The organism is Amycolatopsis sp. (genome assembly GCF_035546795.1).
Classification (GTDB): domain Bacteria; phylum Actinomycetota; class Actinomycetes; order Mycobacteriales; family Pseudonocardiaceae; genus Amycolatopsis_E.
Genome location: NZ_DASZWC010000071.1, coordinates 114,296 through 131,770 on the forward strand (window position 1 = coordinate 114,296; position 17,475 = coordinate 131,770).

The 17,475-nt window shown below is 70.5% G+C and carries 13 protein-coding genes; 5 read left to right on the plus strand and 8 right to left on the minus strand.

From position 1 onward, the window contains the following. The first annotated feature begins 32 nt into the window (after positions 1–32). Complete coding sequence (locus tag VHD82_RS35640) at positions 33–1,811, plus strand: chloride channel protein (protein ID WP_325713832.1); 1,779 nt, start codon at positions 33–35, stop codon at positions 1,809–1,811. A 67-nt stretch (positions 1,812–1,878) separates the two neighbouring features. Then, a complete protein-coding gene (locus VHD82_RS35645; RefSeq protein ID WP_325713834.1) occupies positions 1,879–2,661 on the plus strand; it encodes a 2-keto-4-pentenoate hydratase in 783 nt (260 codons plus the stop codon). A gap of 268 nt (positions 2,662–2,929) precedes the next feature. Here the strand turns inward: VHD82_RS35645 and VHD82_RS35650 are convergent, their stop codons facing one another. Next, a complete protein-coding gene (locus VHD82_RS35650) occupies positions 2,930–3,349 on the minus strand; it encodes a MarR family winged helix-turn-helix transcriptional regulator (RefSeq protein ID WP_325713836.1) in 420 nt (139 codons plus the stop codon). 75 nt (positions 3,350–3,424) lie between these two features. Here VHD82_RS35650 and VHD82_RS35655 point away from each other — a divergent pair, with 75 nt between their 5' ends. Beyond that, positions 3,425–4,036, plus strand: coding sequence for a maleylpyruvate isomerase family mycothiol-dependent enzyme (locus VHD82_RS35655; protein WP_325713838.1), 612 nt, complete (start codon positions 3,425–3,427; stop codon positions 4,034–4,036). Between the two features lie 78 nt (positions 4,037–4,114). Here the strand turns inward: VHD82_RS35655 and katG are convergent, their stop codons facing one another. The 4 genes from katG to VHD82_RS35675 form a co-directional block, all read right to left on the minus strand. Then, complete coding sequence (gene katG, locus VHD82_RS35660) at positions 4,115–6,343, minus strand: catalase/peroxidase HPI (RefSeq protein ID WP_325713840.1); 2,229 nt, start codon at positions 6,341–6,343, stop codon at positions 4,115–4,117. Then, positions 6,336–6,791, minus strand: a complete 456-nt coding sequence (locus VHD82_RS35665) for a Fur family transcriptional regulator (RefSeq protein ID WP_325713842.1) — start codon at positions 6,789–6,791, stop codon at positions 6,336–6,338. Before VHD82_RS35665 ends, katG begins: the two co-directional genes overlap by 8 nt. 202 nt (positions 6,792–6,993) lie before the next feature. Further along, entirely contained in the window at positions 6,994–7,848 is an 855-nt protein-coding gene (locus VHD82_RS35670) for an SDR family oxidoreductase (RefSeq protein ID WP_325713844.1), read from the minus strand. Beyond that, positions 7,845–8,489: a hemerythrin domain-containing protein gene (locus tag VHD82_RS35675; protein WP_325713846.1), complete on the minus strand. Its 645-nt coding sequence runs from the start codon at positions 8,487–8,489 to the stop codon at positions 7,845–7,847. Before VHD82_RS35675 ends, VHD82_RS35670 begins: the two co-directional genes overlap by 4 nt. A 116-nt stretch (positions 8,490–8,605) precedes the next feature. On the opposite strand from VHD82_RS35675, the gene VHD82_RS35680 reads away from it, so the two are divergent. Continuing rightward, complete coding sequence (locus VHD82_RS35680) at positions 8,606–9,109, plus strand: MarR family transcriptional regulator (RefSeq protein WP_325713848.1); 504 nt, start codon at positions 8,606–8,608, stop codon at positions 9,107–9,109. On the opposite strand, the gene VHD82_RS35685 is transcribed toward VHD82_RS35680, so the two are convergent. Beyond that, a complete protein-coding gene (locus VHD82_RS35685) occupies positions 9,072–10,733 on the minus strand; it encodes a hypothetical protein (protein WP_325713850.1) in 1,662 nt (553 codons plus the stop codon). The two genes, VHD82_RS35680 and VHD82_RS35685, sit on opposite strands and share 38 nt — an antisense overlap. A gap of 49 nt (positions 10,734–10,782) precedes the next feature. Between VHD82_RS35685 and VHD82_RS35690 the strand changes: the two genes are divergently transcribed. Next, a complete protein-coding gene (locus tag VHD82_RS35690; protein WP_325713852.1) occupies positions 10,783–11,118 on the plus strand; it encodes a TfoX/Sxy family protein in 336 nt (111 codons plus the stop codon). 362 nt (positions 11,119–11,480) lie between these two features. Here the strand turns inward: VHD82_RS35690 and VHD82_RS35695 are convergent, their stop codons facing one another. Both VHD82_RS35695 and VHD82_RS35700 read right to left on the minus strand, forming a co-directional pair. Further along, entirely contained in the window at positions 11,481–16,958 is a 5,478-nt protein-coding gene (locus VHD82_RS35695) for a carboxyl transferase domain-containing protein (RefSeq protein ID WP_325713854.1), read from the minus strand. Positions 16,959–17,181: 223 nt separating this feature from the next. Then, positions 17,182–17,427 carry a hypothetical protein gene (locus tag VHD82_RS35700; RefSeq protein WP_325713856.1) on the minus strand — a complete coding sequence of 82 codons (246 nt, stop codon included), beginning with the start codon at positions 17,425–17,427 and terminating at the stop codon, positions 17,182–17,184. Between the last annotated feature and the right edge of the window lie 48 nt (positions 17,428–17,475).

The window sequence follows — 17,475 nt, forward strand, 5'->3', positions numbered from 1 at the left end:
TATGCTCTGGACAAGTGTTGCATACTGCAAACATGACGGTGCGGACGGGCGGGAACGGGCGGAAACCGGGTGCGCGGCTGGAAGTCCCGGCGCAGCAGCCCGCCGGCGTGTGGCTGCGGGAGAGCTCGAGCGGGCTGGCGGTGCTGGCTGTCACGATCGGCGCGGGGGCCGGTCTCGGCGCGGTGGCGTTCCGCTGGCTGATCACGACGTTCACCCACCTGTTCTCCGGGCACGCCGACTACTCCGCGGCCGGCGGCGAGGCACATCCGTGGTTTCCCGCCCTGGGGCCGTGGTTCCTCTTGATCGCACCCGTGCTCGCGGGTCTCGTCTACGGCCCGCTGGTGTACCGCTTCGCCCCCGAGGCGCGCGGGCACGGCGTACCCGAAGTCATGTACGCGGTGGCCGAGAAGGGCGGGCGCATCCCGGCACAGGTCACCGTCGTCAAAGCACTCGCCTCGGCGCTGACCATCGGCTCCGGCGGGTCGGTCGGCAGGGAAGGGCCGATCGTCCAGATCGGATCGGCGCTCGGGTCCACCTTCGGCCGCTGGTTCCGGCTGCCCGAAAGCAGGCTGCGGGTACTGGTCGCCTGTGGCGCCGCGGGCGGGATCGCGGCCACGTTCAACGCCCCGATGGCCGGCCCGTTCTTCGCGATGGAACTGATCCTGCGCGATTTCGCGGTGGAATCGTTCGGCGCCGTGGTGCTCTCCAGCGTCACCGCCGGCGTGGTCGGCCGCGCCGTCTTCGGAAACGTGGCCTTCCTGGATCTGCCGCCGTTCACACTGCGAAACCCGGTGGAGTACCTGCTGTTCGTCGTGCTCGGCGTCGTCGTCGGCGCCTGCGGGGTGCTGTTCACCAAGGTGCTGTACCGGATCGAGGACGCCTGCGACTGGATCTGGCGCGGACCGGAATGGCTGCGGCCCGCCGTCGGCGGGCTCGTCCTCGGCGGACTGCTGCTCGCGCTGCCCGAAATGTATGGCGTGGGCTATCCCGTGCTGCAGAACGCCGTGGAAGGCAAGTACGTCTTCGGGTTCCTCCTGCTCCTGCTGGTGGGCAAGATCGTCGCCACGAGTCTCACCATCGGCATCGGTGGCTCCGGCGGGGTGTTCGCACCGTCCCTGTTCATCGGCGCCATGGGCGGCACCGCCTTCGGCATCGCCGTGCACGCCTGGCTGCCCGGAATGACGGCTTCCCCCGGCGTCTACGGGCTGATCGGGATGGGCGCGGCCTTCGCCGGCGCCGCCCGCGCGCCGATCACCGCCGTGATCATCCTGTTCGAACTCACCGGGCAGTACACCATCATCCTGCCGCTGATGACCGCGATCGTCGTCGCGACCCTGACCAGCAAGACTTTGCTGCGCGAGGACACCATCTACACACTCAAACTGCGGCGGCGCGGGGTCGACATCGACAAGAGGCCCGAGGCACGGCGCCTGGCCGGGACCACCGTCGCACAGGTGCTCGAGCCACTGCCGGACGCCCTGCGCGAGGACACCGGGCTCCGTCCCGCCGCTCGCGCGCTGGCCCTGTCCGGGCACGGCATCCTGCCGGTCGTCAGCGCGGACGGGCGATACCACGGCTGCGTGACCGCACGGGCCGTCGCGGAGGCGCTGACCGACGACCGCGCCGAAACCGTGGGATCCCTGGCCGAACTGCCGCCGGTGGTGACCGGGGAATCACCACTGACCGACGCGCTCGACGCCCTCACCCAGGCCGCCGGCACCGGACTTCCCGTACAGGACAAGGAAACCGGCACGCTGAGCGGCTGGATCACCCACCAGGCCATCCTGACCGCCCTGCGCCCGGCCGGCTGACCGGGCCGCGATCGCGCAGGGCCGTTACGGTGTCTGCAACTCGTTCCACCGAGAAGGAGCCGGCCGCATGACGAACTGGGACATCGACACCGCCGCGGACGTGCTGCTGGCCGCCGAAGCGCGACGGCGGGACCGCGGGCCGCTGACCGGGGAATGGCCGGAGCTCGACCTGGAAACCGCCTACCGGGTGCAGAAACGGCTCATCGAGAAGAAGGTCGAGGCCGGTGAGCACGTGGTGGGCGTCAAGCTCGGCCTGACCTCGCGCGCCAAGCAGGAGCGGATGGGCATCGACTCGCCGCTGACCGCGGTGCTGACCGACGGCTACGTGCTCGCCGCCGGCGAGCCCATCCCGCTGAGCAAGCTGATCCACCCGCGGGTGGAGCCGGAGATCGTGTTCGTCATGGGAAAACGCTTGGCAGGGCCCGGAATCACGGCCGCGACGGCGCTGGCCGCGGTGCAGAGCGTGCACGCCGGGCTGGAGATCATCGACTCCCGCTACCTCGATTTCAAGTTCACCCTGCCCGACGTGGTCGCCGACAACGCCTCGTCGGCACGGTTCGTGGTGGGCGGGAAAGCGCTTTCCCCGGAGAACCTGGATCTGGCGCTGGAGGCGTGCGCGCTGTCGGTGAATGGAATCGTGGTCGACACGGCGACCGGCGCCGCGGTGCAGGGGCACCCGGCCGAGGCGCTGGCGCGGGCCGCGAACGCGCTGGCGGCCCGGGGCGAGGCGATCGAGGCCGGGCAGATCGTGCTGACCGGCGGGCTGACGGACGCGGTGTTCGCGCACGCCGGGGACCAGATCTCGGCGGAGTTCACGCATCTCGGGTCGGTGTTCGTCACCGCGGCCTGAGGGTTGGGTCGCGTCGGGGTGGCAACGGACGCGCGTGGCCGTGCTGTGTGCCCACGCCCGCCCCGTTCGCGCAGTGTTCAACGGTCGTCGCGCCGACCGTCCAGGGCGCTGAGGATCGGTTCGGTGGCCGGGTGGCGGCGCATTTCACGTTGCCGGGACGATGACGCGGACGGATTCCTTCAGCGCTGCAAGGGAATCCATTGGGCTTCGCGGTGACGCGGCCGCCGGGCTGGGCCGCCCCGCTGCCCCGCCGCTGCCCGAACGACGATCACCGGTAAGGATCGGTGACCTCACACAGCAACTCCAGCGTCTCCCGCAGCTGAGCCATTTTCCGCTTCCCCACGTGCCGCTCCCACTCCGCCTCGATGCGCTCGATCTCGGCGCTGCCGACGGGCACCGCCGCGCGGGCCTTGCCCGTCAGGCACACGAGCCGTGCACGGCCATCCGTCGGGTCCGGCACGCGCTCCACCAGACCCGCCTTTTCCAGCTGGTCGACCAGGAATCCCGCAGTCTGCTTGGTGACCTGCGCGGCCTCGGCGAGCTCGGTCAGCCTGCTGCCGCGTGCCCCGACCCGCTGCAGTATCCGCGCCTGCGCGACGGTGATGTCGAAACCCGCGGCGGCGATGGCGTCCAGCACCCGGGTTTCCAGATACCGGTACGGAATGAAGAGCAGCAGTCCGATGTTCACCCGCACTCCTTGACGATAGTCAGAGAGACTGATTAAAGTAGTCAGAGCATCGTACCAAATCCGGGTGAGGTCTCCATGGATCCCAAGGAAAAATGGGCAGCGATCGACGCGGAACGTACTCGCACGGCCGCTCTGCTCGAGCAGTTGTCCGAACAGGAATGGGCCGGGCCGTCACTCTGCGCGGGCTGGACGGTGCGTGACGTGGCCGCACACCTCACCTCGGTCGAGCGCCTGTCCACGCCGGCACTGGTGAAGGCCATGATCAAAGCGCGGGGCAGTTTCAACCGCATGGTGTACACCACGGCGAAGACCCTCGCGGCGGCCGGCACACCGGAAGAGCTGACCGCGCTCCTGCGGAAGTCGGCAGGCTCCCGCAAGCTCGCCCCCAGCCAGAGCCTCGACAACGCGCTGATGGATGTCCACGTGCACGCGCAGGACATCGCGATCGCGCTGGGCCGGCCCCACCCGATGCCCGTCGCGGCGGCGGTGGCGTCCGCGGAACACTTGTGGGACCTCGGTTTCCCGTTCCACGCCCGCCGCACCTGGTCCGGTCACCGGCTCATCGCGACCGACGCGGAATGGAGCGCGGGCGCCGGCACCGAGATCACCGGACCCATCGAGGCGCTGGTGATGCTGCTGGCCGGCCGCACCGCCACGATCCCCCGCCTGACCGGGATCAATCGTTAGCCCCAGTGCGGCAGCGCGCCCCGGAAACGCGGCCAGGCCGGCCACCCGAAGGTGACCGGCCTGGTCGAGCGGCGAAAATCAGACCAGATCGTACCGGTCCAGCATCATGACCTTGTCCCACGCGGCCACGAAGTCGCGCACGAACTTCTCCTTGGCGTCGTCGGCGGCGTAGACCTCCGCGACGGCACGCAGTTCGGAGTTCGAGCCGAACACGAGGTCGGCGCGGGTACCGGTCCACTTGACCTCGCCGGTGGCGCGGTCACGGCCCTCGAAGGTCTCCGCGTCGTCCGACGTGGACTTCCACTCGATGCCCATGTCGAGCAGGTTCGAGAAGAAGTCGTTGGTCAGCTTGCCCGGCGTCTCGGTCAGCACACCCGCCTTGGACTGCTGGTAGTTCGCGCCCAGCACCCGCAGGCCGCCCACGAGCACGGTCATCTCCGGCGCGCTCAGGTTGAGCAGGTTCGCGCGGTCGACCAGCAGGTACTCGCTGGGCAGCCGGTGCGCCTTGCCACGGTAGTTACGGAATCCGTCGACGGTCGGCTCCAGCGGAGCGAACGAGTCGGCGTCGGTCTGCTCCTCCGTCGCGTCGGTGCGGCCCGGGGTGAACGGCACCTTGATGTCGACGCCCGCGTCCTTGGCGGCCTTCTCGACACCCGCGACACCGCCGAGCACGATCAGGTCGGCCAGCGAGATCTTCTTGCCCCCGGTCTGGGCGCTGTTGAAGGACTCCTGGACACCTTCCAGCGTGCGCAGTACCTGCGCGAGCTGGTCGGGCTCGTTGACCTCCCAGCCGCGCTGCGGCTCCAGCCGGATCCGCGCGCCGTTGGCGCCGCCCCGCTTGTCGCCGATGCGGAACGTCGAGGCCGACGCCCACGCGGTGGAGACGAGCTGGGCCACGGTCAGGCCCGAGTCGAGCAGCTTGGCCTTCAGGTCGGCCACGTCGGCGTCGTCGACCAGCTCGTGGTCGACGGCGGGCACCGGGTCCTGCCAGATCAGCGTCTCCTGCGGCACCAGCGGGCCAAGGTAGCGCTGGATCGGGCCCATGTCGCGGTGGGTCAGCTTGTACCAGGCGCGGGCGAACGCGTCGGCGAACTGGTCCGGGTTCTCGTAGAACCGCCGCGAAATCGGCTCGTACACCGGGTCCACGCGGAGCGCGAGGTCGGTGGTCAGCATGGTCGGCTTGCGGGGCGGGTCACCGGCCTCGGGGCCGGGGATGATCGCCTCGGCGTCCTTGGCCACCCACTGGTTGGCACCGGCCGGGCTCTTCGTCAGCTCCCATTCGTACTCGAACAGGTTCTTGAAGAAACCGTTGCTCCATTGGGTCGGCGTGGCCGTCCAGGTGACCTCGAGGCCACTGGTGATCGCGTCGCGGCCCTTGCCGCTGCCGAAGCTGTTCTTCCAGCCGAGGCCCTGCTGCTCGATCGGGGCGCCCTCGGGCTCCGCACCGACGAACTCGTCGGCGTCGGCCGCGCCGTGGGTCTTGCCGAAGGTGTGCCCGCCCGCGATCAGCGCGACGGTCTCCTCGTCGTTCATCGCCATCCTGGCGAAGGTCTCGCGGATGTCGCGGGCCGCGGCGAGCGGGTCCGGGACGCCGTTGGGGCCTTCCGGGTTGACGTAGATGAGGCCCATCTGCACGGCCGCGAGCGGCTCCTCCAGCTCGCGGTCACCGGAGTAGCGCTCGTCGCCGAGCCAGGTGCGCTCGGGACCCCAGTACACGTCCTGGTCGGGCTCGTAGACGTCCGCGCGGCCGCCGGCGAAGCCGAAGGTCTTGAAGCCCATGGTCTCCAGCGCGCGGTTGCCGGCGAAGATCATCAGGTCGGCCCACGAGATCTTGCGGCCGTACTTCTTCTTGACCGGCCACAGCAGGCGGCGGGCCTTGTCCAGGTTCCCGTTGTCCGGCCAGCTGTTCAGCGGCGCGAACCGCTGCATACCCGCGCCCGCACCCCCGCGGCCGTCGTCCACGCGGTAGGTGCCGGCGCTGTGCCACGCCATGCGGATCATCAGGCCGCCGTAGTGCCCGAAGTCGGCAGGCCACCAGTCCTGCGACGTCGTCAGCACCTCGTCGACGTCCCTGGCGAGGGCGTCGAGGTCCAGGCTCTGGAATTCCTTGGCGTAGTCGAAGTCCTCGTCCATGGGGTTGGCCACGGTCGAGTGCTTCCGGAGGATCGACAGGTTGAGCTGGTTCGGCCACCAGTCACGGTTGCTGCCACCCTCGGTCGGGTGCGCGATGCGCCCCGTGTGGACCGGGCACCCGCCCGCGCTCTCCACATTGAGTTCGCCTACTTCGGCGTTCGGGCTGTCAGACACGGGAGTCCTTCCGGGAATCGGATTTGCTGGCGGTGGAGCATTCGGGGCACAGGCCCCAGTAGATGACCTCGGCCTCGTCGATGACGAAGCCGTGGTCGTCGGACGCGGTCAGGCAGGGCGCGGGGCCGACCGCACAGTCCACGTCCGCGATCGCGCCGCACGACCGGCACACGACGTGATGGTGGTTGTCCCCGACCCGTGCTTCGTATCGCGCCACGGAACCCGTTGGCTCGATACGACGCACCAGTCCTGCCGCGGTCAGCGCGCTCAGGACGTCGTAGACGGCCTGATGGGACACCTCACCGAGGTCAGCACGCACCACACCGATAATCGACGCGGTGTCGGCGTGCGGGTGCTCGTGCACCGCGGACAGCACGGCGAGCCGGGGCCGGGTCACGCGCAGCGCGGCCCTGCGCAGCATGCGCTCGTAGTCCGTAGTCGTAGGCACACCGCGAGTCTGCACCACTTTCTGGAATGAATCAAGAATGAGTTTCCGGCGCGTCGCCGGTCCCGGCTCCGGGGCCGCCACCGGATCCGGAATCCGCCCAGGTCCGCGCCCGCGAGTGCCCTCGAGTTCACACCATGTTCGCCGGCCGGGTCCACCCGGTCCGGTGAACGGTCCGGGACTCCGAGAGCCGCCGGCGGCGTGCTCAGCCCTGGAAAGCCATTACGTGATCGACGGCCCATTCCGCGAAGGTGAGCCCGGGACGGCCGAGGATCCGTTCGACCTCCCCGGTCACCAAGCGCTCCTGCCCATAGGATTCCGCCTGCATGGCAAGGAATCCCGCGGCCATCCGGGCGGGCATCCCCGCCCTGGCCATCGCGGCCTCGACCGCGTCCGCGCCGACCTCCTCGAACCGGAGCGCCCGCCCCGTCGCCGCGCCGATCGCGGCCACCATCTCCTGCTGGGTCAGCGATCGCGGCCCGGTGAGCACGGGGCTCGTGCCCAGCAGTTCGCCGGAGCACAACGCACGCACGCCGACCTCGGCCAGGTCCTCCTCGTGGATCGGCGCCCACGACGCCGCCGCGTACGCCCCGCGCACGACGTCTCCGCGGCGCAACTGCCCGGCCCACATCCCGATGCTGTTGGCCATGTAGGTGCCGGGGCGAAGGCTCACCCACTCCAGCCCGGACGCCCTCGCCGCCGCCTCGACCTCCTTGTTGTACTCACCGGTCAGCCGCGAGGGCTGGCGCGACAGCTCGAAGTCCACGTTGAGCGCCGAAATGGCCACCACCCGCCGCACACCGCTTTTCCTGACCAGCGCCAGCAGTTCGTCCGCATGCGTTCCGATGGCGCGCGGGTTCAGGAACACGGCGTCCGCGCCTTCGAGGGCTTGCGCCAGAGTGTCCGGCCAGGACGGATCGCCGGCCGCCAGCTCCACTTCCCTTGGCAGCCCGGCGTTTTCCGGATCCCGGGTGACCGCCCGTACCGGGATTCCCGCTTCGCACAGCCGTTCCACCAGCGGCCGGCCCACCAGGCCGGTGGCGCCTGTCACCAGGATCATCGCCCGCTCCAGCGCGCCGTCCGGACATAACGGGGGCGCCACGCCAGCCGGAACAGGATCCGGGCAGGCGCGGGGAGCCCGGCCAGCACGCGCCTGCGCAGTTCCGGCCCCGCGCCGTCGAGCAGCCATGGCAGGAATTCCGCGCCGCCGCGCAACCCTTGCCGCCGGCGGATGGCATCGAGGAACCCGGCCCAGCCCGGCACGCCGAGACGCAACTCGACCAGCGGCAGCGCCTCGTCCTCCTCGTGTTCCATGTGTGCTCCCAGCGCATCGGAAAGCGCTTGGGCGCGGTCGGCGAGACCGGCCCGGTCGTCCGCCGCGATCGCCTTGTCCACACTGGACAGCAAGGGATCCAGCTGTGCGTGTTCCGCTTCCATCGCGTCCAGAATCGCGGCCTCGTACGGGCCGTGCACCTTGTCGCGCAAGGGCGGCCACAACGCGGTGTCCTCCACCGTGTGGTGGATGTGCAGCTGGTTCTTGAACGTCGCCCAGCCCGCCCGCACCGCCGCGTCGGCCGCACGGCCCGCACTGGCAACAGAAACGAGCGCGGCGAGGTCACGCCGGAAGGCGTCATGGGCCGCGTACATCATCGTGAAGTCCACCCGGCCCTTCGCCGGGCGTTCCTTGTCCTTGGTGGTCATGAGAACTCCGTTCGATTCAACGCGCCTGATCGGGTACGGGCGATGTTCATAGACTCAAAGTACATGAGTACCGTATCTTATGGAAACAATACTTTCTCGAATCAGGAAGGTGCGCCATGACAACAGCCTCGCCCGGCGCGCGGCGGAGACGGCGGCTGCGGATCGCCGTCAAGGAGTCCCTGCGCGCGCTGGCCATCCAGCTTTCCTTGCTGAACCGCCAGGTCAGCGGCCATCTCGACCTGAAAGACGCCGACCTCGCCTGCCTGGACGCGGTCAACCGGCGGGCTTCGTGCAGCCCGGCCGTGCTCGCCCGCGCGACCGGACTGCACCCGGCCACCACGACGGGCGTGCTCGACCGGCTGGAACGCGGTGGCTGGGTGGCGCGCGAACGGGACCCTGAGGACCGGCGGGGTGTCGTCGTGCGGGCGCTGCGCGACCGGAATGTCGAGCTGTACCGCCTTTACGGCGGGATGAACTCGGCGATGGACGAGGTCTGCGCCGGCTACGACGAGGAACAGCTGGCCCTGATCGAGGACTTCCTCCTCCGCGCGCTGGCGGCGGGCCGCCAGGAGACCGAGGCCCTCAGCCGCGACGCGGACACACGTCGATCGAGTCCGTGACGTGGATGGCCTGGCCGCAGTCGTACAGCTCGTCGACGCGAGTGCTCACCACGGGTGCCATGCCGGGCAGATCGAACCAGGAGCGGTCGATCAGCAGGTAGTCCTCCGCACTGTCCAAACAGGACAGATTGTCGGCGTAACTGGCGAAATCCCGGACATAGTGCAGTGCCGCGGAACGCTGTAACCACACCGGCGACGGGTAACGGCACTCCGTGGGATAGCCCAGCAGGTAGCTCACATCGCCGAATGCGAGGTACTGCATCGTGAGGTCCGGGCCGAGCCGGGCACGCAACTGGCCGAACCGGCCGCGCATGTCCGCAGTCGCCTGATAGCGCGAAAGGTTCGTGTCGCCCGCGTGCCCCACAGTCACGCTGTAGCTCGCGGCCGGCAGGTTCGCGGCGCCGAACGCGACCACCGCCGCGACGACGGCCGGCGGCGTCGCGGCCCGGAAGCCAGGTAGGAACGCGAAACCCGAGCCCAGCACGGCGGCGAGCACACATCCGGTCAGCAGCAAGGGAAAATGCGTCGCGCGCCAGTCCACCGAACGCGTCAGCGCGAACATCGACAGCACGCCCCCGGCCAGCGCCGGGACCAGCACCGCCGCGGGGGCCTTCGCGAGCGCCGCCGCGCCCAAGCCCGCGGCGAGCACCGGCAATGCCGCCCACTGATACAGGTAATACTCCCCCTGCGCGAGCACCGGTACCGCTGTCAGCACCACGGCCACGACCACCGCGCACACGACCACGATCGGCCGCGCCACCGAACGCGCGACCGCCGCGGTCGCCGCCGGGATCACCAGCACGACGGGCGAGACCACGAGCAGATTTCCCGCAGATTCGGCAAATCCCGGCCAGTCCAGCCGACCCGGCGGCGTGTTCACGGGCGTGTTCGGGGCCAGCGCCGCCATGTCCCCCATCCACTGCCACTCCAGCGGCAGGAACAGCCAGGTGAGCACCAGCCACACCGCCACCAGCCCGGCCGACCAGCCGGCCACCAGGTACGCGCGGCGGCGGTCCAGCAGCCACACCACGCCGCCCGCGATCACCGCGTACGGGGCTGTGGTCAGCTTCGTGGCCACACACAGCAACACCAGCAACGCGGCGAGAATCGTGCCTACCCAGGCGCGGCGCGGTAACAGCGCGGCCCCGGCCGCCGCCACCGCGAACAACGCGCCCGCCCAGTCGGGCTCCAGGAAAGTCCAGTTCGGGGCCAGCGCGAACGCGCACCAGATCCCGGCCGCCACCAGCACCGGCAGCCGGCCGGGGCGGTAGCGGCGCAACCCCGCCCACAACAGCACGCACGCCGCCGTCACCAGCAGAAGTGCCTCGCCGCGGATGATCACCTCGGCGGCCGCGCCCGACCGCGCGCCCGGGGTCAATACCGAAGGCCCCAGATCCAGCAACCACGTCACCGCCCGGAACGCCAGCGGCCGGTGCTGGAAGTCGCCGTAGAGCGAGCCCGGGCCCGCCCGCAGGCCGCCGAACCCATACCGGACGTCGAAATTCAGGCCCAGCCACGCCGAGCACCCCAGCCCCGCCAGCGCCAACGGCACCAGCGGCAACCACCGTCTTCGGCGCACGACGGCCGCGCCGGTTTCGTTGATAAGCACAAGCAAGTATGTCACGGTGCCGGGACCAGATCCCGGATCACGCCCGATGTCCGATACTGCCCACATGGCATACGACCAGGAAATCGCCGGCAGGCTCCGCGCGTTGCTCTCCGGCGAGAAGGGCATCACCGAACGGGCCATGTTCGGCGGCCTGGCCTTTCTCGTCGACGGCAACATGGCAGTCACGGTCAGCGGGCAGGGTGGCCTGCTGGTGCGGGTGAACCCCGAGGACGTCGAAGCCCTGCTACGGGAAGACAGCGTCGAGCCGGCGGTGATGCGCGGACGCGAGATGCGCGGCTGGCTCCGGGTGGCGCCCGAGAGCCTGCACACGCCCGGCCACCTCGAACACTGGGCCGGGCGCGCGCTCACCTACGCCCGTTCCCTGCCCGCGAAGGGATAGCCCAGGCGCCTCCCCCGGCCGGCAGGTGGTGTAGCGGTTCGGAGCACTGACCGTCGAGCTGTTCGCCGGAATTGCGGTCCGCGACTTGGCACGCCGGCCACGCGAGGCACACCCTTTTCGTCGACGCCTTCGACGCCAGGCCGGGCGGGACATCGGAACGTGGGCTGGCACCGGCGAAGCGCGAGACCTAGGAGAACGGGCTGCGGAAAACGACGTACGCCGATCCTGATGGGAACGAGACCGGGTTCGGTGGGAATGCGGGATGACACCCGGCTCCCCTTCCCAGCGCCTGCCCCTCCGGCGAGGTGTGGGCGCCGCGGTGGTGCCGGGCGCGAGGAGTCAGCCCGCGCCCGGCACCGAGATCACGCGCGGCGCAAACCCGCCTCGACCGCTGCGATGATGCGCGGGCGCAGCTCCTCCGGCGCGATGATCGCGTCGACGGCGCCGACCTCGACGGCGCGCTGGATACTGTGCACGCCATCGAACTCGGCCGCTACCTCGCCCAGTTTTTCCGCCCGCACCGAGGATCGCGCCTCGTCCAGCTGGGCGGACAGCGCCGCCCGCTCCGCTCCCTCAGCCGCGCCGAGGCGCGCCGTCAGGTCGGCGACCCGTGAGTCCTTCGCCGTGCGCGCGTTGACTTCGGCGGCGAAGACCACCGCGGCCGCGGGCGCGCCACCGATCACCGACGCGAACGAACCGTCGACGGCGAGCACCGTCATGTTCGGGTTGAGCGTCTTGGAGAACACCACGAAAGCACCGCCGTGGTACCGCGAGATCACGCAGAACACGATCGGGCCCTGGAAGTTCACGATCGCCCTGCCGATCTCGGCGCCGTACTCCAGCTGCAGTTTCCGCATCGACTCCGGCGAACCGTCGAACCCGGACAGGTTCGCCAGCACCACCAGCGGCCGGTTCCCGCTCGCCGCGTTGATCGCGCGCGCGGCCTTCTTCGACGAGCGCGGGAACAGAGTGCCCGCGGTGTAGGTGTCCGGGCCGTCGGTGGGCGGGAAACCGCGCCGTGGCACGGAAAGCGACTCGATGCCCAGCAGGCACACCGGGTAACCGCCGAGGTGCACGTCCTGCACGACCGCCGTTTCCGCGTCGGCCATCCCCGCCCAGCGTTCCAGGATCGCGTGGTCCTGGTCGGCCAGCGCCCGCATCACCGTCCGGATGTCGAACGGCTTCTTGCGGTCCGGGTTGGTCTCGCGGGAGAAGATCTGGCCGACCGTGGTGAAGTCCGTGCCCACCACCGCGTGCGGGTAGCCCGAGACGTCACGGTCGACCGGGTCGCTGGTGGCGGCCCGGCGCGGCCCGGGCTCTCCCGGCGCGATGTAGGTGTGGTCGTAGTGGGACATCAGCACGTTGCGGGCCGCGCCGAGGTCCGGCGCCCAGTACTGCGCCTGCCCGTTCGGGCCCATCACGCGGTCGTAGCCGCCGATGCCGAAGTTGTCCTCCGCCGAGACACCACCGGAGAAGTCCAGCGACTGCTTACCGGTCAGCACCATCGCCGAATCCGGGGTCATCACGAGGATTCCCTTGGTGTGCATGAGCATCGTGGCTTCGGCGTTCCAGTACGGCTGCGCGCCGACGTTGATGCCCGCGACGACGATGTTGATCTCGCCGCCGCCCTGGGTGAACTCGACGATGCGCTTGAGCGCGGCGGCGATCCAGTCCATGTTCTCCACGCCGGAGTCCATGGCGATCTTCGCGCCCGCCGACAGCGCGAACCATTCGACCGGCACGGCCATCCGCTCGGCGAGATCCAGCGCCGCGATGATCCGCGCGCATTCCGGCTCGGCCAGCGCGCCCAGCGCCCGCGTCGGGTCGCCGAGCAGCGCGACCCGCGTGACGCCCTCGGGGTAACGCTCGGTCGGCGTGGTCACCACACCGGCCACAATGGACGCTTTGTTGAGCCCCTTCGGCCTGTCGACCGGCACCAGTGCGCCCTTGTCGTCCAGGTCGTACTCGGTGAAGCCGCCACCGTCGCCGGCGAGCATCCCGGTCAGCTCGTACGGGTAGACGGTGGCGCGGCGGCGGGCCCGCAGCACCTTCTGGCCGTAGTCGTCCAGCGGCTGGATCAGCTCCGTCGGCGGGTCGGTGAGATCGACCCGCACCCCGGCACCCACGTCGTAGGAGATCCGCACCGCGAGGTCACGCAGCTCCCCGGTCTCCCGGTCGCGCTGGCGGCCAAGGAACGTGACCTCCTCCAGGCCCGCGCCCGCCGTGGTCGGCACGACGCGCTGGGCCACGGCGTTGAGGTCCTCGACCGTCAGCTCGCTCGGCGGCCAGACGTAGATGAAGACCCGGTTGGCGTCCAGGCGTTTCTTCGCCGGGCGCTGCGCCTGGAACTTGCGGATCGCGTCGAGGCACGCGTCGAGCGCGCCTTCGACCGCGGGCAGCGCGACCACGCGGCCCTCGGAGTCCCGCAGCGGAGTCAGGTCACGGACCTGCGCCATCGCGACCAGCCGCTCGTCGGCCGGGTTTTCCGGGGCCACGCAACGGAAGAGGTAAACGTCCTCGTCCGCGGAAGGCAGCCGGGTGCGGTCGAACTCCGCCAGCCGCTCCAGGTTCAGCCGCCGCGCGATCATCGGGTGCAGGCCACGGATCAGCCGGTCCTCGCCGAACCCGTTTTCCGTGCGCAGGAACGTGAAATGGTGGTGCATCGACGCGCCGCTGCGGCCGGCGACGGTGGTCGTCACCCGCTTCACCTGCGGCGGCAATGGAACCGACGCGAGCACGTCACCGAGCCGCGTGGCCATCGCCCCGGCGTCCTCGGGCTGGTCCTGCCAGGTCAGGTAGAGATCGGCCGAGACCTCGGGCCCCGTCGCGGCTTCGGCGACCGCGCGCACCGCGTCCGGCAGCTCGCTGAAATCGGCGGCCGTCGCGGCGAGCTGGAACCGCTCGCCGTCGATCTCGAACCCGGCGGTGAAGAACGTGCGCCCGCCGATCGTCGAACAGCGCTCGTCCGCGGACCCGCGGTTGGCATAGTACCGGCGCGACAGCACTTCCAGCAGCGGGCCGAGGTCGACCCCGGGGCGCCCGATGCGCTGGCCGACGAGCCGCACCAGCGGCTCGGGGCTGGCGACCATCGCGGCGATCCGCTCGGCGCGATCCGCCGCGTCCGGATGCGCGTCGAGATAACGCAGGTGGCCGCGCACCCTCGTGTAGACCTCGGCGCGGTTGCGCCGCAGCATCGGCTGCGCGAACCAGCGGAACACCACGCTGCGGGCGAGGTCGGACACGACCGGGAAGCGCAGCTGGGTGGCCAGGATCAGGTGCTCCAGCGCGTGCCCGGCGACCTCACGCAGCCCGTTGGCCGGCGGCGGTTCGGCCAGCCAGCGCTGCAGCAGCGTGGTCGCGACCGTCACGTCGGCCGAAGCCCGTTGCTGCGCAAGGAAAATCCGGAAGACCGCGTCCTCCAGCTCAGGGGTGCGGTCGAGGCTGTCGATCCCGTAGTGCGCAAGGACTTTCGCGAGCCGGTTCTGGAACGTCTCCGACAGCCCGGCGCGCTCGACGTCGAGGCTCTGCAGGTACGTGTGGAAGAACTCGCGCGGGCTGTGCACCCGGGTGTCGGCCTTGGTCTCCTCGCCCGCCGGCCGGTTGCGGGTGAGCTCCGACAGGTCCGCGAAGACCCGCAGCAGCCCGACCTCCTCCTCGATCGGACGGCGCGGCAGCGCGGCGCGCGCGGCGAGGTAGTTCCTGAGCGTGCGGCCTTCCTCGGCCGGGTCGACGTCGAAGCCGAGCAACATGCTGCGCAGGTCTTCGAGGCCGCGCGCGGCACGATCCGCGGGCGAGACGTCTTCGCGCTCCGGCGGCAGTTCGAGGTCCACGCCCTCGTCCTGGCTCGCGGCCTCGGCGGCCGCGTCGCCCACCGGCTCCAGGCGCAGCAGCGGCGCGCCGGTGCCGACCTGGCTGCCGACCGAGACGGCGCTTTCCTTGAGCCGGGCGCGGAACGGGGCGCGCAGCACGGTCTCCATCTTCATGCTTTCCAGCACCAGCACCGGCGCCCCGGCCTCCACCTCGTCGCCGACCGACAGCGGGGTGGCGACCACCAGCGCGGGCGCGGGCGAGCGCACGACGCCGCCCTCGTCGCGGCTGACGCGGTGGGTGACGCCGTCGACCTCGACGAGGTGGATCGGGCCGTGGGTGTCGGACACCAGCCGGTGCCGCTGCCCGTTCACCAGGATCTGGCCGGTGTGCTCGTCGTAGCGCTCGATGTCGACGTCCACCGGGTGCACGTGCTCGCCGCTGGCGACGCCGACGCGGAAGCGCGACCGCCCGATACGGGCGACGGTGACACGGTAACCCGTGCCCCGCAGCTTCAGCTCGATCGCGCGGCCGACCTCGTGCTGGACCTGGGGGCGGCCGCCGTGCGCGGTGGAGAGCAGGCGCTGGCGCTCGACCTCCTCCTCGTCCTCGTACGCCTCGATCGCGGCCGCCGCTAGCGCGACGCCGGACTGCTTGGTGGAGACCAGCCTGCCCTCGGCGCGCACGCGGTCGATCCAGCCGGTGTCCGCGGCGCCGCTGATCACCTCGGGCTGGTCGAGCAGGTCGAGGATGAAGCTCTTGTTGGTGGTGCCGCCCTCGATGATCACGGTGGTCTGCCGCATCGCGCGGCGCAGCCGGGCCAGTGCCTCGTCGCGGGTGCGGCCGTAGGCGATGATCTTGGCGATCATCGAGTCGAAGTCGGCGGGGATGGTGTCGCCCTCGCTGACCCCGGTGTCCACCCGGATGCCCGGGCCCGCGGGCAGGTCCAGCAGCTCGATGTGGCCGGGCGCGGGGGCGAAATCACGATCCGGGTCTTCGGCGTTGAGCCGCGCTTCGACAGCGTGCCCGAGCTCGGCCGGGGGCTCACCTTCGAGCTTGCCGCCCGATGCCACGTGCAGCTGCGCCTTGACCAGGTCCAGGTCGGTGGTGGCCTCGGTGATCGGGTGCTCCACCTGCAGCCGCGTGTTGACCTCGAGGAACGCGAACAGCTTCTCGCCAGGGTGGTAGAGGAATTCGACGGTGCAGGCGCCGCGGTAGTCCACCGCGACGGCGAGCCGCTCGGCCGACGCCTTCAGCTCGCGGACCTGCTCGGGCGCCAGTACCGGGGAAGCGGATTCTTCGATGACCTTCTGGTTGCGGCGCTGCACCGAGCAGTCACGGACACCCAGCGCCCAAGCGGTGCCCTGCCCGTCGGCGATGACCTGCACCTCGACGTGCCGCGCGCCGGTGACCAGGCGTTCCAGGAAGACGACGCCGCTGCCGAAGGCACGCTCGGCCTCCAGGCTGGTGCGCTCGTAGGCGTCGGCCAGCTCCTCGTCGGAGCGCACGACGCGGATGCCGCGCCCGCCACCACCGGCGGTCGCCTTGAGCATCAGCGGATAGCCGATCTCGGCGGCCTTGCGCTTCGCCTCGTCCAGCCCGGTGACCGGACCGCGGCTCCACGGCGCGACCGGCACGCCGACCTCTTCGGCGATCAGCTTCGCGCCGATCTTGTCCCCGAGCCGGCGCATCGCGTCCGGGCCCGGGCCGACGAAGGTGATGCCGAGCTTCTCGCACAGCTCGGCGAACGCCGGGTCCTCGGCCACGAAACCCCAGCCGACCCATGCGGCGTCCGCCTTCGTGTCCAGCAGCGCGCGCTCGAGCACGCCCAGGTCCAGGTAGGGACGCGCGGACGCGGGCCCGAGGCAGTAGCTCGAATCCGCCTCACGCACGAACGTGGCACCGGCGTCGGCGTCGGTGTAGAGGGCGACGGTCTCGATCCGCGCGCCGCCTTCCGCGTTCAGCTCTCCGACGGCGTGGATCAGCCGCATGGCGGCCTCTCCCCGGTTGACTATCGCGACCCGATGAAACACTGACCGATCCTCACAAAAATCCGACGGCACGAAAGCGGCGACTCCCCCGCAGCCCGGGCGGCGCCCGCCCGGCTCCAGCCTGTCGGATACCGGCGGGTAACGCTTCGTTGGGCACGCCACGTCCTGAGGCCGTCTGTTTGTGGGGTTCCGCCAAAAACCGGGACTGATCGTGACGGGGGACACGTGCGGGCCAGGCATTCGGCGGATGACGTATGTCCGGTGGCTACAGATGCCGGGCGCAGCGCGCTTCGACGGTCCGCACCAGCCGCCGCACGCGCCGGGGCCGGCTGCCTCGGCGGATCCGGAAGAAAGCCAGCGCGGACAACTCGATCGCCGCACCGGATTCCCGCAGGTAGAGCACGGGCACGCTGGTCAGCTCCGGGAGGGCCGCGGCCTCGGCACACTCGATGGAGATTCGGGCCACGTCGTCCCAGAGGTACTTCGCACGACCGGGCTCGCGAACAGTCACCCCTTCGTCATCGACCACGACGCCGCGGCGGGTACTCAGCGCGGCGGC